The organism is Klenkia terrae (assembly GCF_900491935.1).
GTDB lineage: Bacteria > Actinomycetota > Actinomycetes > Mycobacteriales > Geodermatophilaceae > Klenkia > Klenkia terrae.
In genome coordinates this window covers 1,152,057-1,176,763 of the sequence record NZ_UEXK01000004.1, presented here as the reverse complement: position 1 = coordinate 1,176,763, position 24,707 = coordinate 1,152,057, and the positions used below count along the sequence as shown (strand labels likewise).

General features: G+C 75.1%; 22 protein-coding genes, 1 pseudogene and 1 riboswitch. Of the genes and pseudogenes, 6 read left to right on the top strand and 17 right to left on the bottom strand.

Annotated elements, in window-relative coordinates; genetic code table 11:
• Positions 1-82: 82 nt before the first annotated feature.
• On the bottom strand, positions 83-1,297 hold the full coding sequence (locus LFA75_RS06085; RefSeq protein ID WP_225232790.1) for an LCP family protein: 1,215 nt from the start codon (positions 1,295-1,297) through the stop codon (positions 83-85).
• A 71-nt stretch (positions 1,298-1,368) separates the two neighbouring features.
• Complete coding sequence (locus tag LFA75_RS06080; protein WP_225232789.1) at positions 1,369-2,220, bottom strand: lipid droplet-associated protein; 852 nt, start codon at positions 2,218-2,220, stop codon at positions 1,369-1,371.
• 68 nt (positions 2,221-2,288) lie between these two features.
• Between LFA75_RS06080 and LFA75_RS06075 the strand changes: the two genes are divergently transcribed.
• Complete coding sequence (locus LFA75_RS06075; RefSeq protein WP_225232788.1) at positions 2,289-3,266, top strand: 4-hydroxy-3-methylbut-2-enyl diphosphate reductase; 978 nt, start codon at positions 2,289-2,291, stop codon at positions 3,264-3,266.
• Between the two features lie 66 nt (positions 3,267-3,332).
• On the opposite strand, the gene LFA75_RS06070 is transcribed toward LFA75_RS06075, so the two are convergent.
• The 4 genes from LFA75_RS06070 to LFA75_RS06055 all read right to left on the bottom strand — a co-directional run bounded on the left by LFA75_RS06070 (position 3,333) and on the right by LFA75_RS06055 (position 7,175).
• Positions 3,333-3,890, bottom strand: a complete 558-nt coding sequence (locus LFA75_RS06070) for a DUF6542 domain-containing protein (protein ID WP_225232787.1) — start codon at positions 3,888-3,890, stop codon at positions 3,333-3,335.
• A 182-nt stretch (positions 3,891-4,072) separates the two neighbouring features.
• On the bottom strand, positions 4,073-5,134 hold the full coding sequence (locus LFA75_RS06065; protein WP_225232786.1) for a DNA recombination protein RmuC: 1,062 nt from the start codon (positions 5,132-5,134) through the stop codon (positions 4,073-4,075).
• Between the two features lie 35 nt (positions 5,135-5,169).
• Positions 5,170-5,685, bottom strand: a complete 516-nt coding sequence (locus tag LFA75_RS06060) for a methylated-DNA--[protein]-cysteine S-methyltransferase (RefSeq protein WP_225232785.1) — start codon at positions 5,683-5,685, stop codon at positions 5,170-5,172.
• Positions 5,682-7,175, bottom strand: coding sequence for an Ada metal-binding domain-containing protein (locus LFA75_RS06055; RefSeq protein WP_225232784.1), 1,494 nt, complete (start codon positions 7,173-7,175; stop codon positions 5,682-5,684). Before LFA75_RS06055 ends, LFA75_RS06060 begins: the two co-directional genes overlap by 4 nt.
• Positions 7,176-7,295: 120 nt before the next feature.
• On the opposite strand from LFA75_RS06055, the gene LFA75_RS06050 reads away from it, so the two are divergent.
• Together LFA75_RS06050 and ychF are read left to right on the top strand one after the other, a co-directional pair.
• Entirely contained in the window at positions 7,296-8,369 is a 1,074-nt protein-coding gene (locus LFA75_RS06050) for a glycosyltransferase family protein (RefSeq protein ID WP_225232783.1), read from the top strand.
• Between the two features lie 30 nt (positions 8,370-8,399).
• On the top strand, positions 8,400-9,473 hold the full coding sequence (gene ychF / locus LFA75_RS06045) for a redox-regulated ATPase YchF (protein ID WP_225232782.1): 1,074 nt from the start codon (positions 8,400-8,402) through the stop codon (positions 9,471-9,473).
• Positions 9,474-9,776: 303 nt separating this feature from the next.
• On the opposite strand, the gene LFA75_RS06040 is transcribed toward ychF, so the two are convergent.
• From LFA75_RS06040 to LFA75_RS06015, 6 genes are all read right to left on the bottom strand, one after another.
• Entirely contained in the window at positions 9,777-10,376 is a 600-nt protein-coding gene (locus tag LFA75_RS06040) for a hypothetical protein (RefSeq protein ID WP_225232781.1), read from the bottom strand.
• Positions 10,373-11,806 (bottom strand): ABC transporter ATP-binding protein, encoded by a 1,434-nt coding sequence (locus LFA75_RS06035; RefSeq protein WP_225232780.1) that lies wholly within the window; start codon positions 11,804-11,806, stop codon positions 10,373-10,375. Before LFA75_RS06035 ends, LFA75_RS06040 begins: the two co-directional genes overlap by 4 nt.
• Positions 11,803-12,690 carry an ABC transporter permease gene (locus LFA75_RS06030; RefSeq protein ID WP_225232779.1) on the bottom strand — a complete coding sequence of 296 codons (888 nt, stop codon included), beginning with the start codon at positions 12,688-12,690 and terminating at the stop codon, positions 11,803-11,805. The genes LFA75_RS06035 and LFA75_RS06030 overlap by 4 nt, the downstream gene beginning before the upstream one ends.
• Positions 12,687-13,628: an ABC transporter permease gene (locus tag LFA75_RS06025; RefSeq protein ID WP_225232778.1), complete on the bottom strand. Its 942-nt coding sequence runs from the start codon at positions 13,626-13,628 to the stop codon at positions 12,687-12,689. The genes LFA75_RS06030 and LFA75_RS06025 overlap by 4 nt, the downstream gene beginning before the upstream one ends.
• Positions 13,625-15,187, bottom strand: coding sequence for an ABC transporter substrate-binding protein (locus LFA75_RS06020; protein ID WP_225232777.1), 1,563 nt, complete (start codon positions 15,185-15,187; stop codon positions 13,625-13,627). Before LFA75_RS06020 ends, LFA75_RS06025 begins: the two co-directional genes overlap by 4 nt.
• Positions 15,188-15,252: 65 nt before the next feature.
• A riboswitch (cobalamin riboswitch) is annotated at positions 15,253-15,454 on the bottom strand.
• Between the two features lie 163 nt (positions 15,455-15,617).
• On the bottom strand, positions 15,618-16,178 hold the full coding sequence (locus tag LFA75_RS06015) for a sigma-70 family RNA polymerase sigma factor (RefSeq protein WP_225232776.1): 561 nt from the start codon (positions 16,176-16,178) through the stop codon (positions 15,618-15,620).
• A 57-nt stretch (positions 16,179-16,235) separates the two neighbouring features.
• Between LFA75_RS06015 and LFA75_RS06010 the strand changes: the two are divergent.
• The 3 genes and pseudogenes from LFA75_RS06010 to LFA75_RS06000 form a co-directional block, all read left to right on the top strand.
• A pseudogene (locus LFA75_RS06010) lies at positions 16,236-16,334 on the top strand (zf-HC2 domain-containing protein); the annotation flags it as partial.
• Between the two features lie 87 nt (positions 16,335-16,421).
• On the top strand, positions 16,422-16,961 hold the full coding sequence (locus tag LFA75_RS06005; RefSeq protein WP_225236124.1) for a hypothetical protein: 540 nt from the start codon (positions 16,422-16,424) through the stop codon (positions 16,959-16,961).
• Between the two features lie 158 nt (positions 16,962-17,119).
• Positions 17,120-17,809, top strand: a complete 690-nt coding sequence (locus tag LFA75_RS06000) for an SCO family protein (protein WP_225232775.1) — start codon at positions 17,120-17,122, stop codon at positions 17,807-17,809.
• Positions 17,810-18,385: 576 nt separating this feature from the next.
• Here LFA75_RS06000 and LFA75_RS05995 read toward each other — a convergent pair.
• The 5 genes from LFA75_RS05995 to LFA75_RS05975 all read right to left on the bottom strand — a co-directional run bounded on the left by LFA75_RS05995 (position 18,386) and on the right by LFA75_RS05975 (position 24,691).
• Positions 18,386-19,132, bottom strand: a complete 747-nt coding sequence (locus tag LFA75_RS05995; protein WP_225232774.1) for an alpha/beta fold hydrolase — start codon at positions 19,130-19,132, stop codon at positions 18,386-18,388.
• 112 nt (positions 19,133-19,244) lie between these two features.
• Positions 19,245-20,912 (bottom strand): helix-turn-helix domain-containing protein, encoded by a 1,668-nt coding sequence (locus LFA75_RS05990; protein WP_225232773.1) that lies wholly within the window; start codon positions 20,910-20,912, stop codon positions 19,245-19,247.
• 52 nt (positions 20,913-20,964) lie between these two features.
• Positions 20,965-22,251, bottom strand: coding sequence for an MFS transporter (locus LFA75_RS05985; protein WP_225232772.1), 1,287 nt, complete (start codon positions 22,249-22,251; stop codon positions 20,965-20,967).
• A 137-nt stretch (positions 22,252-22,388) separates the two neighbouring features.
• Positions 22,389-23,270 carry an alpha/beta fold hydrolase gene (locus LFA75_RS05980; protein ID WP_225232771.1) on the bottom strand — a complete coding sequence of 294 codons (882 nt, stop codon included), beginning with the start codon at positions 23,268-23,270 and terminating at the stop codon, positions 22,389-22,391.
• On the bottom strand, positions 23,267-24,691 hold the full coding sequence (locus LFA75_RS05975; RefSeq protein ID WP_225232770.1) for an FAD-binding oxidoreductase: 1,425 nt from the start codon (positions 24,689-24,691) through the stop codon (positions 23,267-23,269). The genes LFA75_RS05980 and LFA75_RS05975 overlap by 4 nt, the downstream gene beginning before the upstream one ends.
• Positions 24,692-24,707 lie beyond the last annotated feature (16 nt).

Here is a 24,707-nt window from a genome sequence, read left to right as displayed (position 1 = left end):
CAACGGCACGGGCGCTGGCCGGCCTGGGCTTCGGCACCGTCACCGGGGACGCCGCCGCGACGACCACGCTCACCGCGATCAGCTACCCGCCCGGCAGCGAGGCCACCGCACGGGCGGCGGCCTCGCTGCCGGGCGGGTAGCTGATCGCGGTGAGCGTGGTCGTCGCGGCGGCGTCCCCGGTGACGGTGCCGAAGCCCAGGCCGGCCAGCGCCTGCGCGGCGGTGCCGGCCCGCCCGGCGGCGCCCGTGCCGTTGAGCACCTGGACCTGGACCGTGGTCGGGTCGGCCGGGGTGGCCGCGGTGAAGGCCGGAGGGTCCCCGACCACCGAGTCCACGAAGGCCGGCATGGCCAGCGTGTCGACCGCGACGATCGAGACGTCGTGCCCGTGCACCCGGATGGTCGGCGTGCCGGTGACCGGGATGGTGGTGAACCGGATGCTGCTCGGGCTGGTGTGCGCAAGCCGCTGGGCCAGCGCCAGCAGGTCCAGGCCCGGGTCGGTCTGCACCGCCGCGCCCACCGCCGTGACCAGGCCGTCGAGCCGGGACGGCGACAGCAGCAGACCGCTGGAGGTGATCGCTGCGGCCTCGGCGGACAGGAAGTACTGCTGCCGGACCTCGCGGTCCAGGTCGCCGTGCGGGAGCCCGTGCCGCTGCCGCACGAAGGCCAGGGCCTGGGAGGCGTCCAGCGTGGAGACCCCGGCGGGCAGCTGCAGGCCGGAGTAGCTGTCGTCCACCGGTGCGTCCAGGCAGACCTGCACCGGCCCGAGGGCCTGGGCGACCTGGTAGAAGCCGAGCAGGGAGATCCGCACGACGTGGTCGACGGTCAGCCCGGTCAGCTGCTGCACCGTGGCGACCAGGGTCTGCAGCCCGCCCGCGTCGCCGCCGTCCGCCGCGCCGTCGGCGAACGCCGAGTTGATCTTCGCGGTGTCGTGCCCGGCGATCGGCACCCAGGAGTCCCGCGGGATGGACACCGCGGTCGGTGCGCCGCCGCCGGCGGGCAGGTGCAGCACGATCAGCGTGTCGGTGTTGGTGCTGCCGCCGTCCTCCTGGGTGCCCAGCTCGGCCAGCAGCTCAGGGCTCGCGTCGGCGGGGCGGTGGTCGTCCCCGACCAGCAGGATGTTCTGCGCGGCGTCCTCGGCGGCCGGGGCCTGCCCGGCCGGCAGGGCGTCGACCCGGGTGACGCTCGCGTCCAGGGCCCGGTAGACCTGCCACCCGTAGCCGCTGCCCACCAGCACCGCTGCCGACACCAGCGCCGCCGTCCCGCGCAGCAGGGCGGAGGCGGGTGTCGGCAGGCTCACCGGCCCAGGGTGGGACGTCGTGCTGTGCGGCGGCCGGACGTCGGCTGGGGGTCGTCCGGGAGGTGCAGCGCTCAGCCGCGCTCGCGGGCCAGCTTCTCCTGCCGGTTGCGCAGCAGGGTCAGGAAGGGCGGGCGGGCCTGGTTGGCCTGCTCGTAGGCGAGGAGCTCGTCGACGGTGACCGGCTGGTAGCCGCGCAGCCGGCCGCGCAGCTGGGCGATGGTGAACCCGTCGTAGCCGGCGACCGGCGCCTCGGCGGCGGACTCGTGCACGGCCTCGATGGCCTTCTCGGAGGCGGCGATCATCGCGTCGTCCTCGGCGGCGTCGTCGCTCATGTTCACCGCCAGCTCGTCGACGGTGGAGGTGATCTCGTCGGCGGCCGGGTCGTCGGGGAGGGCGGCCACGTCGACGTCGGAGAAGTCGGTACCGCCCAGCTCGGCGGTGAGCGCGGTGGCCGCGAGCTCCTCGGCGGCCAACGTCTCGTCGGTCAGGTCGTCGTCGCCGACCGCGGCGGCCTCGTCGACCACCAGCAGGGGGGTCTGCGGCTCGTCCTCGACGTCCTCGACGGCGTCGGCGGGGTAGGCGTCGTCGGTGTCGAAGGAGTCCTCGGCGTCCACCGGGACGCGGTCGAAGGCCGAGGCGCGCGAGCCCAGGCCGCCCTCGGCCGGGGCCGGGGCGGGGGCGTCCTCGTCGTCGAAGGTGGCCAGACCCGGCTCGGCGTCGCCGCGCAGGCCGGTGAGGACCTCGTCGCCCCGGGCGACCAGGCCCGAGTACTCCTGCTGCAGCTTCAGGGTCGTCTGCATGGCCAGCCCGATCGCCCGGACGGGCAGGGCGGGCAGGGTCGTCGGCAGCTTGCGCGCCTCGTCGAGGAGGGTGGCGGCCAGCCCGGCGACGGCGCGGACGGGTTCGGGGATCTCACGGGCCATGCCACCAGCGTGCCCCAGAGCACGGCGGATCGCGCTGCGGGGCTGCGGGGGGCTCCTACAGTGGTGGCATGGCTCCTGCTCGCGGACGTGTCCTGCTCGCCGATCCCCGTGGCTACTGCGCCGGGGTGGACCGCGCGGTGATCGCGGTGGAGAAGGCGCTGGAGATCCACGGCGCACCGGTCTACGTCCGCAAGCAGATCGTCCACAACAAGCACGTCGTGGCCACCCTGGAGCGTCGGGGAGCGGTCTTCGTGGAGGAGACCGACGAGGTGCCCGAGGGTGCCGTCGTCGTGTTCAGCGCGCACGGGGTGTCCCCGGCGGTGCACGAGCAGGCGGCCGCCCGCCAGCTGCGCACCATCGACGCGACCTGCCCGCTGGTCACCAAGGTGCACAAGGAGGCCCAGCGCTTCGCCAAGGACGACTTCGACATCCTGCTGATCGGCCACCGGGGGCACGAGGAGGTCGAGGGCACGATGGGTGAGGCGCCCGAGCGGACCCAGCTGGTCGACGGCGCCGACGACATCGCCAACGTGCAGGTCCGGGACCCGGAGAAGGTCGTCTGGTTGTCCCAGACCACGCTGTCGGTCGACGAGACCCTGGAGACGGTGGACCGCCTGAAGGACCGTTTCCCCGGGCTGCAGGCCCCGCCCAGCGACGACATCTGCTACGCCACGCAGAACCGGCAGCAGGCCGTGAAGCAGATGGCCGGGGAGTGCGACCTGGTGCTGGTGGTCGGCTCCACCAACTCCTCGAACTCCGTCCGCCTGGTCGAGGTCGCGCTGGAGGCCGGCGCCCGTGCGTCCTACCTGGTCGACTACGCCTCCGAGGTCGACGAGGCCTGGCTGGAGGGCGTCTCGACCGTCGGCGTCACCAGCGGCGCCTCGGTGCCCGAGGTGCTGGTCGGTGAGCTGCTGGACTGGCTGGGCGAGCGCGGCTACCCCGACGTCGAGACGGTCAAGGCGGCCGAGGAGCGGCTGGTCTTCGCCCTCCCGCACGAGCTCAAGCAGCGCCGGCAGGCCCTGGCCGTGGACACCTCGGCCGACTGACCCCGCCGACGCAGCAGGCCATCACCCGGCGTACCGGGTGGGTGCCTGCTGCGTGGAGGGGGCCGGTCAGCGGCGTGCGACCAGCCGGACGACGGTCAGCACCAGCGCCGCGGCGACGGCGATGGCCATCGCCGGGAAGCCCCGGATGAGCAGGGTGGCGACCGTCGGCAGCGAGAACGTCGCCGAGGGCGCCAGCACGATGTTGGCCACCGCGACGCCCACGAAGACCAGGGGCGGGGCCACGACCATGGTGGCCAGGTCGCGGCGGCGCACCAGCAGGGTGGCGACGGCGACCGAGCCGACGAGGGCGACCGTGGTGATCAGGCCGAGCCCGACGCCGACGTAGGAGTCCGCGGCGGCGCCGGCGAGGGTGACCAGGAAGGCCCCCAGCACGCCGAGGGCGCCCCGGATGCCGCGCTGGGGCGGGGCCGCGCGGCGCGGTGCGCGCTGGCCGTCGCGGGCGCCCGGTGCAGGGCGCGGGTTGCGGGGTGCCCGGGGGTCGGGCTGCTCGTAGGACCACTCGTCGTGGCCACCGCGCTCGGCGGACCGGCTGCGGGGTTGTGGGGACCTAGGACGGGGGACCCCGCCACCGAGGTCGTCCCGGTGGCTGCGCTCGGCTCGCACAGCGTCCTCCCGCCTGGACTCGACAGCACTGACCGGTGCGATCTTGCACCCCCTCGCTCCCGGCAGCACCCATGTGTGGCCGCCGATCGATCGCGTCACGGTAACGGCCGGACCTGTCCGGGAGCTGGAGGTCAGCCGGTGCCGCGCGCGTCGTGCCCCCGGGTGGCGGGGGATGCAGCCGCTCAGCCGTAGCGGAGGTCGTCGCCGGGCCGGTCCTCCACGGGTGGGTGCAGCGCCCGGACCTGGGCCTCCAGGGCCGGCGGCTGCGGCACCGGCGTGGCCGCGACGCCGAGGTCGTCGAACCGGCGGGGGGTGCTGAGCACCGACCGCTCGTAGCTGCCCACGGTGTCGTTGAACCGGCCCACCGCCGAGCCCAGCGCCGAGCCCAGCCGGGTGAGGTGGCCCGACAGCGTGCCGAGCCGGGTGTGCAGCAACCGGCCCACCTCGAGCACCGCCGCGGCGTCGCGGGCCAGCCGCTCGGTGCGCCAGGAGTAGGCCACGGTGCGCAGCAGGGCGAGCAGCGTGCTGGGCGTGGCGATGACGACGTCCCGGCCGAAGGCGTGCTCGAGCAGGCCCGGCTCGGCCTCCAGTGCGGTGGTCAGGAACCCGTCGGAGGGCACGAAGAGGACGGTGAACGGCGCGGCGGAGTCGAACGCCGTCGGGTAGCGGCGGGCGGCCAGCGCCTCGACGTGCGTCCGGAGCTGGCGGGCGTGGTCGGCGACCCGCTGCACCCGGACCGCCTCGTCGGTGGCCTGCACCGCCTCGATCCAGCCGGCGAAGGGCACCTTGGCGTCGACCACCACCTGCTTGCCGTCGGCCAGGGTGACCACCAGGTCCGGCCGCACCCCGGCGCCCAGGTCGTTCACGGCCGCGGGCTGCTGCACGAAGTCGCAGTGCTCGAGCAGCCCGGCGACCTCGACCACCCGGCGCAGCTGGACCTCGCCCCACCGGCCGCGGACGTGCGGGGTGCGCAGCGCGGTGACCAGCGCAGCGGTCTCCTGGCGCAGCTGCGCCGAGGTCTGCCCCACCGTGCCCACCTGCTCCCGCAGCTCGCCGTGCGCGGTGGCCCGGTCGCGCTCGATGCCGGCCAGCAGCCGGTGCAGGTGGTCGAGGGACTCGTGCACCGGCTCGAGTCCGTCGGGCTGCGGCGCGCGCCCGCGCAGCAGGCTCACCAGCCCGAGGGTCACCGCGGTGGCCAGCAGTGCACCGACCAGCAGGCCGAGGAGGAGGGCGGTGACGTCCATGCCCGCAGGGTGCCGGAGGGGTCCGACAGAATCGCTCAGGCGGCGCGGGCGACGTGGGCGGCCTCGTGGTCGAGCAGCCACCGCTTGACCGGCGTCCCCCAGCGGAAGCCGCCCAGCCCGCCGCCGGTGGCGAGCACCCGGTGGCAGGGCACGAAGAGGGCGGCGGCGTTGCGGGCACAGGCACCCGCCGCGGCGCGGACCGCCGCCGGGCGGCCGCAGCGCGCGGCGAAGGCGGCGTAGCTGTCCGGCCGGCCGGCCGGCACCGTCCGCAGCACCTCCCACGCCTCCTGCAGGAACGGCCCCGAGCGCTGGGAGACGACGACGCCGTCGATGGCCGCGACGTCCCCGGCGTGGAACGCGTCGACGACGTCCAGGACGGGCAACCGGTCGGCGGCCGCCACCGCGGCCGGCCGCAGGGAGCGGTGCACCACCGGCACGAGGTCGTCGACGTCGGCGGTCCACCCGCTGGCGAGGACCGCGCCGGAGGCGTCGTCGACCAGCACGGTGAACGGCCCGATCGGGGTGCTGGTGGTGGCGTGCAGTGCGGTCACGACGGGACCTCCGGGGTCGGGTGGCGGGTGAAGAGGGCGGGGGCCGACATCGCCCACAGGTGCGCGACGGCGTAGGAGCGCCAGGGGCGCCAGCGGGTGGCCGCGTCGGCGTCGGAGCTGCCGAGGGCGGTCAGGGACCGGCGCAGCGCCAGGTCGCCGGGCAGCCAGACGTCCGGGTCGCCGAGTCCGCGCAGCCCGACCAGGGCCACGGTCCAGGGCCCGATCCCCGGGACGGCCAGCAGGGCGCGCCCGGCCTCGGCGCGGTCGGCCCCGGCGCCCAGGTCGATCTCCCCGGCGACGAGCCCGCCGGCCAGGGCGTGCACGGTGCGCCGGCGGCTGCCGGTGAGCCCCACGGCGCCGAGGTCGGCATCGACGAGCGCCCCGGGGCGGGGGAAGGCGTGGGTCAGCGTGCCCACCGGCTCGGGCAGCGGCGTCCCGGCCGCGGCCACCACCCGAGCGGTGAAGGTGCGCGCGCCGCCGAGGGACACGTGCTGACCCAGCACGGCGCGCACGGCGCCCTCGACCGCGTCGGGGTGGGTGGGCATCCGCCGGCCCGGTGCCGCGCGGACCAGCCCGGCCAGGGCGGGGTCTGCGGCCAGGACGGTGTCGACGGCGAGCGGGTCGGCGTCCAGGTCCAGCAGGTGCCGGCAGCGGGCGACGGCGACGCCGAGGTCGCGCAGCTCGGCCAGCCGCAGCCGGGCGGTGACCGAGACGCCGTCCGCGGCGGGGGACAGCCGGACGACGGCGGGCCCGTGCGGCAGGTCCAGGACGCGGGAGAAGGTCACGCCGTCCCACTCCTCGAGCCCGGCGACGGCGTGCCCGCCCAGGAAGAGCAGCACCTCGGCGGCGCAGAACGGGGCCCGGGCGGCCAGCCGGAGGGTGAGCCACCCGGACGGGCCGGCGGCCGGGCGGCGGGACCCGCGCAGGGCGCTGGGTGTGGTGGCGAAGACCTCCCGCACGGTGTCGTTGAACTGCCGGATGCTGGCGAACCCGGCGGCGAAGGCGAGGTCGGCGACCGGCAGGTCGGTGGTCTCCAGCAGCACGCGGGCGGTCTGGGCCCGCTGCGCCCGGGCCAGGGCCAGTGGCCCCACCCCGAGCTCGGCGACGACCAGGCGGTGGAGCTGGCGCTCGCTGTAGCCCAGCGCCGCGGCCAGCCCGGCCACCCCGCTGCGCTCGACCTCGCCGTCGGCGATCAACCGCATCGCCCTGGCCACCACGTCGGCCCGGACGTCCCACTCCGGCGACCCCGGCACCGCGTCGGGTCGGCAGCGCCGGCAGGCCCGGAACCCGGCGGCCTGCGCACCGGCCGCGGTGGGGTGGAACTCGACATTGCCGACCAGCGGGGTACGGGCCGGGCACGAGGGTCGGCAGTAGATCCTGGTGGTGCGGACGGCGGTGAAGAACCACCCGTCGAACCGGGCATCCCGGCTGGTCACGGCGCGGTAGCAGCGATCGGCGTCCAGTCCGCGTCCCTCTAGCAGCTCGGTCACGGGATCGAGCATGCCAGCGCCCAGGGCCCAGCTCTGGCGGGAATCGGACACGGTGGTCACCCGGTGGGGAGGCCGAGCCGATAACCCCGGTGTCCGTGTTGTCGAACCTGGTGGGGCCCCGTGCGCGTCGTCGTGTGCCAGAACAAGAACTCCGGCCTGAACCACCACCGGGTGGAGGAGCCGGCGCGCGCGGTGAACGAGGCCGGGGTCGGGGTCGGGGTGACGGTGGTGCAGGGCCTGGCCACGACCATGAGCTCCGGTGCCGACCCGGTCGTGCTCGACGTCGACGACCAGGGCGCCGACGTGGTGGTGCTCCAGCTGCCCAAGACCGTCGAGCTGCTGCAGTGCATGCGGATGCTGCAGGCGCGCGGGGTGGCGGTCGTGGTCGAGATCGACGAGCTCCTCTCCGGCATCCCGTTCGGCCACCCGGGCTTCGGCGTGGCGGGCAACGGGATGGCCCGGCGCGCGGCGGACTGCGCGCGGGAGGCCGACCTGGTGACCGTGTCGACGCCGGCGCTGCTGCAGGAGTACGCGCGGCACGGTCGTGGCGCGGTCGTCCCCAACGCTGTTCCCCGGCGCCTGGCCGAGCTCCCGCCGGCCTACGAGCGGTCGGGCGGCCTGGCCGAGGTCGTGTGGACGGGCAACGTGCTGGGCCAGGCCGACGACCTGCAGGTGATGGGTTCCGGCCTCGAGCAGGCGTTGGTGGCCACCGCCGGGCGCAGCCGCTTCTCGGTGCTGGGGAACAAGCTCGACCTCCAGCAGGCGCTCGGGCTGTCCGCGGACCCGCGGGAGGTCGCGTGGTTGACGGATGTCGACAGCTACGTCCAGGCGCTGGGCGAGCTCTTCGACATCGGCATCGCGCCGATGCGCGACGACCGGTTCACCAGCGCGAAGAGCTGGCTCAAGGTGCTCGAGTACTCCGCCCGCGGCGTGTACGCGGTGCGGTCGGCGACGGCGGAGTACGAGCGGCTGGGCCTGGGCTGGCGGGCCAAGGCGCCCCGGGACTGGGCCAAGGCGATCACCAAGGCGGTGCAGGACCCCGAATGGCGCCGCGAGCAGGCGGCGGCGGCCCACCGGACGGTCCTCGACCAGCACCTCACCGAGCACACCGTCCCGCTGTGGCTCGGGGCGTGGCAGCGGGCGGCGGAGAACCGGGCGACCGCCCTGCGCCGCGGTGCGGTCGCCGTCGGCTGACCCCGCCGGGGCCCCGTACCCTGGTCCGACGTGGCTCTCTCCATCGGGATCGTCGGTCTGCCCAACGTCGGCAAGTCGACGCTCTTCAACGCCCTGACCAAGAACGACGTGCTCGCGGCGAACTACCCGTTCGCGACGATCGAGCCCAACGTCGGCGTGGTCGGCGTCCCCGACGAGCGGATCGCGAAGCTCGCCGAGGTGTTCGGCAGCACCAAGCAGATCCCGGCGACGGTGTCCTTCGTCGACATCGCCGGCATCGTGCGGGGCGCGAGCGAGGGCCAGGGGCTGGGCAACAAGTTCCTGGCCAACATCCGTGAGTCCGACGCGATCTGCCAGGTCATCCGGGTCTTCGCCGACCCCGACGTGGTGCACGTCGACGGCAAGGTCTCGCCCAAGGACGACATCGAGACCATCAACACCGAGCTCCTGCTCGCGGACCTGCAGACCCTGGAGAAGGCCGTCCCGCGGCTGGAGAAGGAGATGCGCAAGGACAAGGACCGCAAGGCCTTGTACGACGCCGCGGTCGCCGCGCAGCAGGTCCTGGACGGCGGGCAGACGCTCTTCAGCGCCGGGGTGGACAGCGAGCCGCTGCGCGAGCTGGGCCTGATGACCACCAAGCCGTTCCTCTACGTGTTCAACGTGGACAGCGACGAGCTGTCCAACGACGAGCTGCTCGCCGAGCTGCGTGCCCTGGTGGCCCCGGCCGAGGCGATCGTGCTGGACGCGCAGACCGAGGCCGAGCTGGCCGAGCTGCCCGACGAGGAGGCCGCCGAGCTGTTGGCCGCCGTCGGCCAGGACGAGCCGGGCCTGCACCAGCTCGCCCGGGTCGGCTTCGCCACCCTGGGCCTGCAGACCTACCTGACCGCCGGCCCCAAGGAGTCCCGGGCGTGGACGATCCCGGTCGGGGCCACCGCGCCGCAGGCCGCCGGGGTCATCCACACCGACTTCCAGCGCGGGTTCATCAAGGCCGAGGTCGTGTCCTTCGACGACCTGGTGGCCGCCGGGTCGATGGCCGCGGCCAAGACCAAGGGCCAGGTGCGCATCGAGGGCAAGGAGTACGTGATGCAGGACGGCGACGTCGTGGAGTTCCGCTTCAACGTCTGAATCGCGGTGGACCTGCAGCTCAGGGGCTTGCGCCAGTCATCTGGTCCGCAGATGGTCCGCAGGGGAGTCCAGCGAGGCCGCCATCAGGCTCTCCGTGGCGGCTCGTGTGCGGTCGTCCGCGTCGGGCCACAGGTGGCTGTAGCTGTTGGGCGTCGCGGTCACCGTCGGGTAGGTGGACCTCGACGTGGGCGCCGAGCATCGGCAGCAGCCGGTCGCACTCGGCTTCGGCGTAGCGGACTCGCCGGCCGAGGCGGACGCCGGTCCGCATCCGGCGTCGCCCGGTCGCGCCCCGGTCCCAGGCGGCTACCTGGAACCGCCGGTGGCGGTCGGCGGGGGTTCGGCCCGGGCACGAGCCACACGCGGACCGGCCCGGGGCCTCGGGGAGCAGGCAGCACGAGGCGCGGCGGGTGAATCTGCTGGTGCCCAGTTCGGGGCCAGGGGAACACCGACTGCGGCGGCGACCGCGGTCGCGGTGGGCGAGGCGTCCAGGCCCACGGCTCGACCGGCCCACAGGAACCGGTTGCCCAGGGCGTCGGTGGCGATGGCCCACAGCGGCCTCTCCCGCATCTGGCCGGCCTCGGCGACCCGCGGCAGGACGTCGCTCGAGGTGACCCGGATCGCGGCACCCAGGGCGGTCACCGGGTCCTCGCCGATCAGCTCGACCCCCGACGTGCCGCCGGTGACGCGGCTGTCGGGGAGCCGGTGCAGGGTGACGTCGTCCACCCGCGGGGACAGTGCCCGGCTTGTCGCGAGCAGCGACGCCGCGGCGGCCACGACGTACCGGTCGGACACCGAGCACCACCACAGCGTGGCCAGCACCCGGAGGTCGTCGGGGCCTGGGACGAGTGGTCCGTGGTGGGCGGCGGGTACCCGTGCCAGGGTGACGGCGAGCAAGTCGGTCATGTGAGTTCTCCGTCCCACATCGTCACGATCCGGTCGGCGTAGGAGGCCAGCCGGGGCCGGTCGTGGCTGACCACCAGCACCGCGCAGCCCTCGTCGGCGGCGGCACGCAGCAGGCTGGCGACCACGGCGGCGCTGTCGACGTCCAGGCTGGCGGTGGGCTCGTCGGCCACCAGCAGTGCCGGTCCGGCGACCAGCGCCCGGACGACGGCCACCCGCTGGCACTGCCCGACCGACAGGGTCCCGGGCAACCGGTCGACGTCGACCCCGGCCAGGCCCACCCTGGCCAACTCCGCGGCCGCCCGCCGCCGTCGGACGGCGCGGCTGGAGCGGCCGGGCAGCGGCTCGGTGATCGTGCGCCACAGCGGCCACCGGCGATCCAGGGAAGCCACCGGGTCCTGGAAGACCGGCATGGCCCAACCGCGGCGTGGGAGCGTCGCCCGGCCCGACGTCCAGGCGTCCTCCCCGCCGAGCTGCACCCGGCCGGCGTCCGGACGTTCCAGGCCGGCGGCCACGCGGAGCAGGGTGGACTTGCCCGACCCCGACCGGCCGACGACGCCCAGCACCTCTCCGGCCCGCACCTGCAGGTCGACCCCGTGCACGGCGGGATGGCCGGCGTAGGACCGGGTCACTCCGCTGAGCACCACCTGCGGCGCGCCGACCGTCGGGGCCGCCACGGTGCGCGGCGGTGGGGTGGATGCGGCCACCAACGCAGCGGTGACCGGGTGCCGGGGTGCGGTGAGAAGCTGGGCCGAGGGGCCGTCCTCGACCACCCGGCCACCGTCCAGCACGACCAGGGAGTCGGTGTGCCGGGCGACGAGGGCCAGGTCGTGGCTGACCAGCAGCAGCGCTCGGCCGGCGTCGGCGACCAGGTCCAGCACGTCGTCGGCGAGCTCGGCGTCCAGGGCGCTGGTGGGCTCGTCGGCCAGGGTCAACGGCGGCCGGTGCGCCGCGGCGGCCACGGTCGTGGCGCGCTGCAGCATGCCGCCGGACCACTGATGGGGGTGCTGGGCGGCCCGCCGGACGACGTCGGTGATCCCGACGTCGGCCAGACGCGCGGTGACTGCGCCCTCGGGTGGGCGTCGGCCGTGGGCGAGCCAGGCCTCGGCGACGTGGGAGGACACCCGGCGCAGCGGGTCGCAGGCGGCGAACGGGTCCTGGGCGACGTAGCCCACCGCGGTGCCCCGCAATGCCCGCAGCTCCCGCTCGGGTCGCCCGAGCACCTCGGCGCCGCCGACCCGGATCGAGCCGGCGACGTGGGTGCCGCGCGGCAACAGGCCCAGGACGGCCCGCACCAGGGTGGTCTTGCCGCACCCGGAGGTACCGACCAGGCCGACCCGGCCGCCCTCGGGAACCACCAGGTCGACGCCGACCAGGCAGCGGTAGCCATCGGGGTAGGTGACGGTCAGGCCGCGGACCTCCAGGGCGTTCACGCGCGGGTCCCCGGGTCGGTGACGTCGCGCAGCGCCTCGGACGGCAGGGTGGCCGCCAGCACGGTGGCGACCAGTCCGAGGCCGGGGCCGATCAGCTGCCACGGCGCGAAGGCCAGGGTGTCCCGCGCCGCGGCCAGCATCACACCCCACTCGGCGGTCGGTGGCTGCGCGCCCAGCCCCAGGAACGACAGCCCGGCCAGGGCCAGCACGACCTCGCCGACACCCAGGGTGGCCAGGACCAGCACCTGCGCGGCGGCTGCGGGGAGCACGTGGCCCACCGCGATCCGCAGCTCCCCGACCCCGGCCATCCGGGCGGCCAGGACGTCCGGCCGGGTCAGTGCGGTGCGGGCGTGCACCCGGGCCAGGCGGGCCAGCCCGGCCCAGCCGGCCAGCGTCATCGCCAGCACCAGGTTGCCGAACCCAGGACCCAGCAGCCCCACCACCGCGAGGGTGAGCACCAGGCCGGGCAGGCCCAGCAGCACGTCGGTCAGCCGGGACAGGACGGCGTCCACCCAGCCGCCGAGCACGCCGGCGACCACCCCGACGAACAGGCCGATCAGCGCGCTCAGGGCGGCGACGAGCAACGCGGCGCCCAGCGAGGTGCGGGTGCCGGCGACGGTGCGGGCCAGCAGGTCCCGGCCGGCGCCGTCGGTGCCCAGCAGATGACCGCCACCGGGTGGGGCGACCTTGTCGGTGTAGTCGGGCACGTTCGGATCCACGGTGAGCAGCGGGCCCAGCACGGCGACGAGCACCAGGGCAGCGAGCAGTCCCAGCCCGATCCGGGCGTCCCACCGGGCCAGCAGCCGCGGCCAGACCCCGATGACCGCGACCGGCTGGGGTGAGCCCGCTGGGGTGGGCCGGAGCATCGCGGGCAGCACGCTCATGCCGCCACCCTCGCGCGCAGTCGGGGGTCCAGCGCGGCCGCCAGCAGGTCCAGCGCCAGGCTGACCACCACGTAGAGCAGGACGGCGAGCAGGGTGAAGCCGGTGACCACCGGCATGTCCCGGCCGGTGATCGCCTCCACGGTGTACCGGCCGACCCCGGGCCAGGTGAACACCGTCTCCACGATCGGCGCCCCGCCCAGCAGCGCGGCACTGCCCAGCCCGATCAGGGTCAGGTACGGCGGCAGCGCGTTGGGCAGTTCGTGGACGACGAGGCGGCGGGCGGGGCCGGCACCCCGGGCCCGGCTGACCCGCAGGTGCGCGGCGCCGCGTGCCTCCAGCAGACCCGCACGCAATACCCGGGACCAGCTGGCTGCTGCCCCCAGCGACAGCACCAGCGCCGGCAGGAAGGCCGTGCTCCAGGTGCCGTCGGCGATGACCCGACCCAGCCCTGCCCGGACGACCAGCACATCCAGGACGACGACGCCGAGCAGGAACCCCGGCACCACCAGCACCGCGGTGGACAGCACCCGGGCGACGTGGTCGGGCCAGCCGCCGGGGCGGGCCGCGGCCAGCAACCCCAGCGCCAGGGACAGCACGACGGCGAGCCCGAGGGCCGAGACCGCGAGGATCGCCGTCGCGGGCAGCCGGTCGACCAGCTCGGTGGTCACCGGCCGCCCGGTCCGCCAGCTCACCCCGAGGTCGCCCCGGGTGAGGTCGGTGAGCCAGTCCCAGAACCGCAGCGGCAGGGGCTGGTCCACGCCCAGCTCGGCGCGGACCTGGGCCACGGCCGTCGGCGTGGGGTCCTGCACGCCGCGGGCGGACAGCACCCGGCGGGCGGGGTCGCCGGGGGCGGCGACCAGCAGTGCGAAGGTGAGGATCGCACCGCCGGCCGCCGTCCCCAGGGCCTGACCCAGCCGCCGCAGGGCGGCGCGGGTCACGCCGCGGCGGGTGCGGTGTCCGCGGTCACCCACAGGTTGCTGATCGGGGTCTCGTACCCCGACCACGCCTGGTTGCTGACCACCGCGGGCAGTCGCAACACGGTGGCCGCGAAGTAGCCCTGGTCGTGGATGACGGTCTGGATGCGCTCGAGCAGGTCGGTGCGCTCGGCGTCGTCGAAGCTGACCGACAGCCGGGCGACCAGGTCGTCCAGGGTGGCGTCGGAGACCCCGCCGTAGTTCTCGCTGCCCCCGGTGACCAGCCCGTCGGTGAGTCCCTCGACCGGGCTGCCACCGAAGGAGACCAGGGAGTCCCCGACGATCGCGGCGTCCCAGTCGCTGCCCTCGCGGGCGGCGGTGACGTCGTCGACCTGGCTGACCTGCACGTCGATCCCGACCTCGCCCAGCTGCACCTGCAGGGCCTCGGCCAGGGTGGTCGAGTCCGGCTGCTGCGGGTAGCTCAGCAGCCGCAGGGTCAGCGGGACGCCGTCCCTGGTGCGGGTGCCGTCGGCGCCGGCGCCGGCGCCGGCGGTCCAGCCTGCGGCCTCGAGCTGGTCGGCGGCGGCGGCGAGGGCGGTCTCCTGGGTGTCCACGGCGTAGGGCAGGGACGGGGCGAAGACGCTGGTCGCGGTGTCGGCCAGTCCGTCCAGTACATCCTCGACCAGGGCCCGGTAGTCCACCGCCAGCAGCGCGGCGGTGCGGACGGCGGGGTCGTCCCAGCCGGGGGAGCGGGTGTTGAAGCTCAACGAGAAGGTCGAGCCGGTGGGCTCCCCGGTCACCCAGACCGCATCGTCGCGGCCCTCCAGGGTCTGCTCGATCGCGGTCGGCATGTACAGCGCGAGGTCGGCCTCCCCGGTCTGCACCGCCTGCACCCGCGAGCTGGCCTCGGGCACGAACTTCACCGTCAGCGCACTCAGCGCCGGGGTGCCACCCCAGTAGCCCGCCACCGGGACCAGCTCGGCGGCCTGGTCGTCCAGGCTCTGCACCGCGTAGGGCCCGGTGTACAGGTCGGCGTCCACCAGCGCCGAGGGGGCGTCGCCGGCGGCCAGGTGGTCCTCGTAGCCGGCGACGTCGAACACCGGCACCATCGACTCGTCGGCGAACACGCTGGCCAGGGTCGGCACCGGCCGCGAGGTGGTCACCGTGACCTCGTCCTGCCCCGTCACCTCCGCCGAGGCGAGCGCCGAGGCGCTGGCGAAGCTGTCGACGTTCTCCGCCGTCCAGGTCAGCAGATCGGCCAGGGCCCGGGCGTCGAAGCCGGCGCCGTCGGTGAACGCCACGCCCTCGTTGAGCGTCAGCGTCCAGGTGGTGTCATCGGTGCTCTGCAGGTCCGACAGCACCCATGGCTCCGGGGTGCCCTCGCGGGTCGGGCGCATCAGCAACTCGACGTAGCCGAACTCCGGGCCCCAGAAGGCGTTCTCCAGCGGGTCGAGGTCGTCGATGGCGAAGCTGGTCGCGATCGTCAACGTGGCCGGGGCCTCGGGGTCCGCGGCGGCGTCACCTCCGCCGCCGGTGGTCGCGCAGGCGCTCAACGCCAGTGCGGCGATGGACAGGGCGGTCACGGGCCGGACCTTCGTGGACAGGACAGCACGCAGCGTCATCAGATGTCTCCGCCAGCACCTCGTGGATGACTCCCGATGCCGTGGCCGGTCTCCTGGCTGACAGGTGTCGGTCTCACCCCGCCTTCCCGGACCGCCGACGTGCGGGTCCAGTGGCTGCCTCGGCCCCACGAGTGGGCGAAGGCGAGGAGCGAGACCACCTGATCACAGTGGCGAGGGCCGCGCCGGCATCACACCGGCTTCCCGAGCACCACGGCGGGCGGAACTCGCGAGCCCGCTGGTGCGGGCTCGCTCCCTCAGTCGCCCGAGCCGGACCAGGGGTTCCGAGACCCCCCAGCCGTGACCTCATCGTTATCTCGGGCGAGTCTGCCGACAGCTCGGCCTCGGTGCCCGGCGACGAGACCTGTGCCCACCGGTCCGTGCCCTCCGGGCATCAGGCTCGGCGGCGGGGCTCGGCGTGGCTGACCATGGCGGCCACGAGGTCGGCCCGGGCCCGGGCGACCCGCGAACGGATGGTGCCGACGGGGCAGCCGATGACCTCGGCTGCCTCGCTGTAGGGAAGCCCCAGCAGTTGGGTGAGCACGAAGGCTTCCCGCCGTTGCGGCTCCAGCCGATCCAGGGCATCACGGGCGGCCACCGTGCCGCCGACCTCGTCGGTGACGGCGGGGTGCTCGCCCAGCAGGGACTCCACCTCCTGGCCACCCCCGACGAACACGAGCCTGCGCCGCTGCTTGTAGCGCAGGTGGTCGGCGCACACCCGGCGGGCGATCGACAGCAACCAGGTGCGCAGACTCGACCGGCCCTGGAACCCGGCCAACGCAGGGATGGCCCGCAGGTACGTCTCCTGGGTGAGGTCGTCGGCCGCTTGCCTGTCCACCAGCCGCGAGCACAACCGCCACACGTCGGTCTGCGTGGCGCGCACGAGCGCGGCGGTGGCCGCGACGTCACCCCCCGCGGCCCGCGCCGCCCACACCTCGAGCTGGTCCACGTCCATCCCGTCGAAGTCGGTGAGCGGCGGAACTCAGCCGCCCCCTGCGACGACTACTGAACCATGGACTGCTCGTCGTTCCGTGAATCGCTGTCGGCCCGGATGGACGGCGAGGCCGGTGACCTCCCCCACCGTTGGGTCGAGGAGCACCTGAGCGGTTGCCTGGCTTGCCAGGGATGGTCCGATGCCGCCGTCGAGGCGACCCGCCGGGTCCGGATGGCTCCCGCCGTACCGGTCCCGGACCTCACGATGGCGGTCCTGACCCGGCTGCCCGAGATGGCGGGCCGCGCAGGTCGGTCCAGGTCGTGGGCGTCGACCACGCTGCGCCTGGCCCTCCTGGCCGTCGGGGCTGGGCAGACGGCGCTGAGCCTCCCGGCGCTCCTCGGGGGGGCGGGCACCATGTCGGCCCCGATGCACGTCGCCCACGAGAGCGGCGCCTGGAATGCCGCGCTCGCCTTCGCCTTCGTCGTCGTCGCGGGCCTGCCCAGGCTGGCGGCAGGCGCCTTGCCGCTGCTCGGGTTCTTCACCTCGGTGCTCACCTTCGTCACCGTGCGGGACCTCCTGGCCAGCCAGGTGGGTACTGGTCGTGCCGCCGGGCACCTGCTCCTGCTGGCCGGGACCCTGCTGGTGGCAGCGCTGGCGTGGCACGGGCGTCCACGCGCTTCGGTGCGGTCCGCGGCCGTCGCCCGAGCCCGGTGGCCGGAGCAGCGCTCGCGTGCACCCCGGTGGGTCCTCCGCACCACGGAGGCCCCCGTCCCCCTGCGTCGGGAGCACCAGGTGCAGACGTGAGGATGGGTCCTCCGGGCCGTCTGGGCGGGCTCTCCCCGACGTAGCCCGCCGGGGGGCGCCTGGCCGGGACCCCCGACGCGTGCCCCGCGGCCCGGAGGGGCACAGCTACGACTGAACACCCCACACACCTCCCTCACCACAGAACGAGGCACAGACCGATGCGCAGCACCCACCGGAGCCGCACCCTGCTGGGGGCCGCCCTGCTCAGCGCCTCCCTGCTGTTGGCCGGCTGCGGTACCCCGGCCAGCTCCCCGGACACGGGCGCCACCGCCGACGGCGGCGGCATGGCCGGGATGTCCATGCCACCGGCGCCGGCCACCCTCTCGGCACCCGACAACCCCTACGAGGGCCTCAACCTCGCCACCCCGTTCCAGAAGCCGACCTTCACGTTGACCGACCAGTCCGGTGCCGCGTACGACTTCGCGGCCCGCACCGGGGATGCGCCGACGTTGTTGTTCTTCGGCTACACGAACTGCCCCGACGTGTGCCCCACCACGATGGCCGACGTCGCGATCGCCCTGCAGACCGTGGACCCGGCGGTCGCCGAGCAGGTGCAGGTCGTCTTCGTGACCACCGACCCCGCGCGCGACACCCCGGCGGTCCTGGGTGAGTACCTCGGACGGTTCAGCTCCGGGGCGGCCGCCCCGTTCGTCGGTCTCACCGGCACCCAGTCCGAGATCGACGCGGCACAGCTGGAGGCGGGGGTGCCGCTCGCTGAGGAGGAGGGCCAGCAGCACTCGTCGCTGGTGCTGCTGTACGGCGACGACGGTCAGGCCCACGTCGCCTTCAACGCCGCGGACGGCTCCAGCGCCATCGCACACGACCTGGCTGTGGTCGCCGGTTCCTGACCGTCGCGGCCTCCCGTGGGCCGCGACGTGCCTGCGGTGGGCAGCTGCGGCGCCCCGGGTGGGCCGGTGGCCGCCAGGATGCCGCTGTCCACCATCGCCACCTGGTCGCTGTGGGCCAGGGCGTGATCGAGGTCGTGGAGCACCGCGACCCTGGTCTGGGGAAGGGCGCCCAGCAGCTCCCCGAGCTCGAGCTGGGCGCGGGCCCCGAGGTGGTCGGTGGGCTCGTCCAGCGGCAGGTGGGCGCGTCCTGGCCAGGGCGCAGGCCACCAGCACGCGCTGGCGTCCGCCGCCGGACAGGGTGCCGACCATCCGTCCGGCCAGCGCCTCGGATCCGGTGCGGCGCATCGCTTCGAGCAGAGCGGCGCGGTCGTCACGCACCGGACGCGTGATGACCTCACCGTCGGACGCCGCCAGCCCAGCCATGCTCCAGGCATAGGGCCGCTCCACCGCGGCCCACCACCCCTGGGCGCCCCGCCGGGCGTCACCCTCGGGTGCGACGAGGAGGGTCCACTGCTCACGCATGGTCGAGGACGTCGAGGTCCTTCCGCTACGACGTCGCTCTGCGGTACCGACCCCTCAGTCGGCCCGCTCGCCCAGCAGCACCTCGCGCACCGCCGCCCAGGTGCGGTCGGCGTCCTGCAGCCAGAAGTCGTGCCCGACCCCGGTCACCCGCGCGACGTCCCAGCCGAGTGCCTCCAGGCGCGCCGCCGTCGCGTCCGGGAGCACGGCGCGGGAGTCGTCGGACAGCACGATCGTCGAGGGGACGGCGGGCGGGGCGACCGGCGCCGGGGCGTGGGCGACGTCGCGGAAGACGCGGAGGGCCATGCCTCGGTCGAAGCGCGCGGTCGCCGCGTCGCGGAGCACCGCGTCGGCGGGGGACAGGGCGGGACGGCCCCGGCTGCGCCACTTCTGGGCCAGCGCGGCCACCGCCAGGCTGACCGGGGCGGTGCCCCAGAACAGCCGCCCGGCGAGGCCCGCGGTCGGCAGCCCGAGCCGGAAGCCGGGGTCGAGGTAGACCGCGGATGCCGGGGCCAGCCGCGCGACCGCGCGCTCGAGCACCGAGCCGCCCAGGGAGTGCCCGACGACGACGTCCAGCCCGACCGGCAGGCTCTCGACGAGGTCGTCGGCGAACGCGCGGACGGAGTAGTCCTCGGCCCGGTCGCTGTCCCCGTGCCCGCGGAGGTCGACCGTGGTGACGGCCACCCCGCCCGCGGCGACGAGGCGCTCGGTGAGCCCGCGCCACGTCGCGCCGTCGGCACCGAGCCCGTGGACCAGGGCCACCTGGCGCGGACCCGCGCCGTGGACCTGCGTCGCCAGCTTCACGATGCGCGCGGGCGGGTCGGGCGGAGGGTCGTCATGGGTCCGGACGCTAACCGGGTCCGGGCCGGCAGGGGATGGAGAAGTCCTCCGTGGTCCAGCGGTGCGGGTGGAGGAGTCAGTCGGCCCGTTCGGCGATCAGCCGGTGCAGGCGCAGCGCCACCTGCAGCTCCAGGGCCCGCCCCGGCTCCTTCCACCGCGGCCCGAGCACCTCGGTGATCCGGTCGAGCCGCTGGTACAGCGTGTTGGCGTGGATGTGCAGCGCCTCGCAGGTCCGCGCGTGGTGGCGGGCCAGCTCGAGGTAGGTCTCCAGCGTCACCGCCAGGTCGCGCTGCCGGTCGCGGTCGTGGTCGAGGAGGGGACCGACCGTGGCGCGGACGAACGCCGTGAGGTCGGCGCGACCGGAGCGGCTGAACAGCGACCGGTACAGCCCCAGGTCGTCGGCCGCGGCGCAGGAGCCTGCCCGGTCCAGCGCGATCAGCAGGGCCGCGGTCTGCCGGGCCTCCTCGTGGCTCGCCCGGATGCCCGCGGGACCGCCCGCGCCGGTAGCCAGCCCCGTGGTCGGTGTCGCGACGTCGGCGGCCGACAGCCGCGCCACGGCAGCGCGTGCCTGCTCGACGGGGACGGGCAGCAGCACCACGACCTGCCCGGCGTGGGCGGCGGACCACCCGCGCAGCTCGGCGGCGAGCCGGGCGGCGAACGTCCCGGCCGCGGCGGCACCGACCGGCTCGGCGTCCACCACGGCCACGGTGGACACCGCGTGCAGGTCGATGCCGTTGGCGCGGGCCCGGCGCAGCAGGCTGGCCTCGTCGGCCCCGGAGGAGAGCAGGGCGTGCACGAACTCGCCGCGGGTGCGCAGCTCGGCCTCGGCGACGGAGCGCTCCGACGCCAGCAGGACCGCCACCGTGGTGGCCCCGATCCGGAGCAGGCGCACGGCCTCCTCCTCGGGCACCGTGGTCGGCGCCGCGACCAGGTCGCCGCCGTGTCCCCCCGGCAGCTCGACCGGTACGACGAGCCCGCCCTCGGGGGACGGTCCACCCGCCAGGGTCCGGCCGTCGTGGTCGCGGATCTCCACGACCAGGCCGGCCGACCGGCGCAGCGCCGCCACGACCGCCGGGAGTCCCTCGCCGTGGAGCACGACCTCGTTGAGGACGTCGCGCAGGTCGCTGGCGCGCTCCCGGCTGGCGCTCACCTCCCGGAGCCTGGCGTTGACCGCCCGCAGCTCGGCCGCCGCGGCCCGTTCCCGGTCGAAGAGGTCGGCCGTGCGCAGGGCCAGCGCCGCGTGCGCGGCGAGCCCGGCGAGGAGCTCGACGTCGTGCGCGACGAAGGCCCGGGCCCGGCGCTCGGCGGCGAGCAGGACGCCGAGCGTGTGGTCCCCGACGACGAGGGGGACGCCGAGGATGCCGCCCAGCTGCTCGCTGGTCGCCGCCGAGTCGACGCCGTCGGTGTGCGGGAACCGGTCGTCCTGGAGGTAGCTCACGCTCCACAGCGGGCGCCCCGTCGCCAGGACCTGCCCACCGAGGCCCTGGCCCCGCTCGAGCTCGATGCCGCGCATCGCCGAGCCCATGGCGCCGTCCACGACCTCGATCCGCAGCAGGTCGCCGCGCAGCAGCATGATGTAGGCGACGTCCACGCCGAGCAGCCGCCGGGCCTGCCGCGCCACCTCGTCGAGCACGTCCCGGGTGTCGTGCAACGCGGCGAGCCGACGAGCCAGGTCGTTGAGCACGACCAGCTCGTCGGCCCGGCGACGCAGTTCGGCGACCGTCGGTGCGACGTCGGGGGCCATGACCCCATCCTCGCCCACCGGGACGGCCGGGGTCAGGGCGCCGGGTGCCCCGTCACCGGACGGCCTTGACCCGGCGGATGGCGACCGCGCCCAGCATCACGAAGACGATGCCGGAGACGAAGAGGACCGGGTACCCGCCGGTGAGCGTGACCAGGCCCGCGGCGATCGAGGGGCTCATGGCCTGCGGGACGGTGGTGGCCAGACCGAGGATGGCCAGGTCGCGCCCGGCGCTGCCCCCGCCGAGGCGGGCGGGCAGGACCTCGGTCATGAGGGCGAGGTCGATGGAGATGTAGGCACCGAAGCCCAGGCCCAGCAGGAACGGGTAGACCAGGACGCCGGTCGTCGTGGGCACGGCGAGGGGGACGGCGAGGGCGATCGACATGACGACCGAGGACCAGACGATGAAGGGCTTGCGCCGGCCGACGCGGTCGGAGAGCCAGCCGCTGACCGACGCCGAGAGCAGGACACCCACGAGCAGGACGACGCCCATCGTGGCGGCGAAGGAGTTGGACTCCTCGTCGCCCAGGCCGATGTAGTCGCGCAGGATGTAGAGACCGAAGGTCTGGGCGCCGAAGAACCCGATCACCATGAGGAAGCGGGAGGCGAAGGCCCAGGCGAAGTCGGGGTGCTGGCGCGGGCTGACCCAGAACCCGCGCAGGAACTCCCGGGCGCCGGTGCGCTCGTGGGGCAGGTGCGTGCTGGGCTCGTCCCGGTTGACCACGACGAAGACGCCGACGACGAGGACGACGAGGCCGGCCAGGACCACGTAGGGCAGGGAGCCCTGGCCGGCGGTGCTGCCGGCCACGGTCACGCCGACCGCGTTGCCGATGGTGATGCCGACGCCGATCATCGCCGAGACCCCGCCGCGGCGGGCCGCCGGGTAGCGGTCGGGCACGACGGCCGTCGCGGCCGCCTGCAGCACGTTGACGCCGACCTGGACGACCAGCCACACCAGCGCGACGGTGAACACCGACTGCGCCATCGGCAGGCCCAGGACGAACCCGCCGGTCAGCAGGGCGCCGGCCACCATCCACGGCGTGCGGCGGCCGAAGCGCGACCGGGTGGCATCGGACAGGGCGCCGGCGATCGGCTGGGCGAAGATGTTGGCGACGAAGGCGACGGTGGTGACGATCGCGAGGTTGCCGATCTTCCCGGCCTCGTCGATCCCCGCCACGATGTTCGGCAGCAGGATCCCGTTGCCACCCGAGTTCACCGCCAGGATCGCGACGTAGACCATCAGGAGCCTGAAGGACATCCGCCGCATGCGGGGCGCGGGTGCCGTGGTTGCCTCGGTCGGCTCGCCCGGCACGGCGGTGGTGGGGATCTTGCTCGTCGTCATGGTCTCTCCTGGTCCGGGCCGGCTCGCCGCCGCCGCTGGCTGTGACGCTAGGCACTCCGCGGTGGCTGCACGACGGGGATCCTCTCCACGGACGACCCCCTCGTATGGGCGATGCATCCACCCCTGGGACCGCTGGGTCAGATGGGCCCGAGGTTGCCGCGCAGGGCCGCTGCGCAGGCCGCTGCGCCGTGGTCGGTCATGATGATCGCCGCGTGGTCGACGTCCTCCACCAGCTCGGCGGAGACGAGGGACGGCGTCGCGGCGACCAGGCGGGCCACGTGCGCGGCCGCGTACATCGGCGGCGAACCGGCCCCGTTGCTCCACGGCGCGTGGACCAGCCTGACCGGCGCCCGCACGGCGGCGAGGGCCTGGGCCGGGGCTGACGAGGCGAAGACCGAGACCGCGTCGTCGACCACCGTCTCCAGGTCGCGGTGCACGGCCAGCCCGCCGTCGACCTGCGCGAGGTCGTGCGCCACCAGGGCCAGCATGCGCGGGTCGTCGGCCCCGGTCAGCGGGGCGACGCTTGCCCGGTAGTGCTCGAGGTAGGCAGCCTCGTCGGCCCAGACCCGGTCGTCGGCGTACTGGGCGCGCAGCCGGGGCGCCACCGCGGCCGCCGGGGGCGGTCCCTGCTCGCCCACCTCGAGCGGCAGCCCGCCGTCGACCAGGGTGACGGTGGCGACCCGGTCCGGGTGCCGGGCGGCGAGCTCGGCGACGACGAAGCCGCCCAGCGACATGCCGAGCAGGTGGACCCGGTCGAGCCCGAGTGCGTCCAGCAGGGCCACCAGCTGCTCGGCGTGCGCGGGCACCGAGGACGGGCCCGGTCGCGCCGGCGTCCCGCCGCGGCCGGCGAGGTCGGGGGCGACCAGGCTGACCTCCGGCGCGGCGTCCAGGACCCACGCCCACAGCCGGCTGTTGCTGGACACCCCGTGCACCGCGAGCACCGGCTCGGTGGTGCCGGGCCGGGTCAGCACCTCGAAGGGTCCGGCCGCGGTCTCGACGACCTCGGTGGTGGCGCTCACGAGAAGACCTTGCCGGGGTTGAGCAGGTGGGCGGGGTCGAGGGCGGCCTTGACGGCGCGGTGCATCGCGAGCACCTCGGCGGACAGCTCGGCGGTCAGCCCGTCGCGCTTGAGCAGACCCACGCCGTGCTCGCCGGTGACGGTGCCGCCGAGCGCGAGGGCGTCGGCGATGATGTCGTCGAACGCGGCCTCGGCGCGTGCCCTGGCTTCCACGTCCCCCGGGGGTGTCACCAGCAGCGGGTGCAGGTTCCCGTCGCCGGCGTGGGCGATGTTCGCGATCACGACGCCCCGGCGGACCGCGGTCCGCTCGATGCGCGCCAGCATCTCGGGCACCTGCTCCTTGGGGACGCACACGTCCTCGGTCAGGACCGGTCCCAGGCGCTCGAGCGCCGGGTAGGCCAGCCGCCGCGCGGCGAACAGCGCCTCGGCCTCGGCCTCGTCGGTGGACCGCTCGGCCCAGGTGGCGCCGGCGGCGCGGAAGCACGCCACCATCTGCTCGGCGAGGCCCTCGCCGAGCTCGCCCGGCTCGTCGAACCGGCCCAGCAGGACGACCTCGGCCTCGGTGGACAGGCCCATGTTCTTCCACTCGTCGACGGCCCGCAGGCAGTGCCGGTCGACCAGCTCGAGTGCCGACGGCACCAGGCCGGCCTCGCCCACCGCCCGCACGGCCGCGCCGGCGGCCACGACGGAGGAGAAGAAGCCGGCGACGGTCACGGCCGGGGCGGGCAGCGGGCGCAGCCGGACGGTGACCTCGGTGACGATCCCGAGCGTGCCCTCCGACCCGACGACCAGGCCCATCAGGTCGTAGCCCGCCACGCCCTTGGCGGTGCGCCGACCGAGCCGGACGACCTCGCCGCGGCCGGTCACGACCTCGAGCTGGAGCACGTAGTCGCGGGTGACGCCGTACTTCACGCAGCACAGGCCCCCGGCGTTGGTCGCCACGTTGCCGCCGATCGTCGACCAGGGCGAGCTCGCGGGGTCCGGGGGGTACCAGAGGTCGTGCTCGGCCACCGCGGCGCGCAGGTCGTCGTTGACGACCCCGGGCTGGACGACGGCCAGCTGCTCCAGGGGGTTGATCTCGAGCACCCGGTCCATCCGCTCGAGCGACACGACGACGCAGCCCTCGACCGCGTTCGCCCCGCCGGACAGCCCGGTGCCGGCACCGCGGGCGACGACCGGGACGCCGTGGCGCAGGCACGTGCGCACCACGTGGACGACGTCGGCGGTGCAGGTGGCGCGGACCACCGCGGCGGGCCGACCGTGCGGGGCCCACGCGGCCTGGTCGCGGCTCATGGAAGCCACGACGTCGGGGTCGGTCAGCACGGCACCGGCCGGCAGCCCGGCCGCGAGCTCGTCGGCGAGCGCGGAGCCCGCGACGTCTGGGGAGGTCGTCGTCGGCGCCAGCGGAGCTGTCATCGTCATGGGTGCACCAGATCAC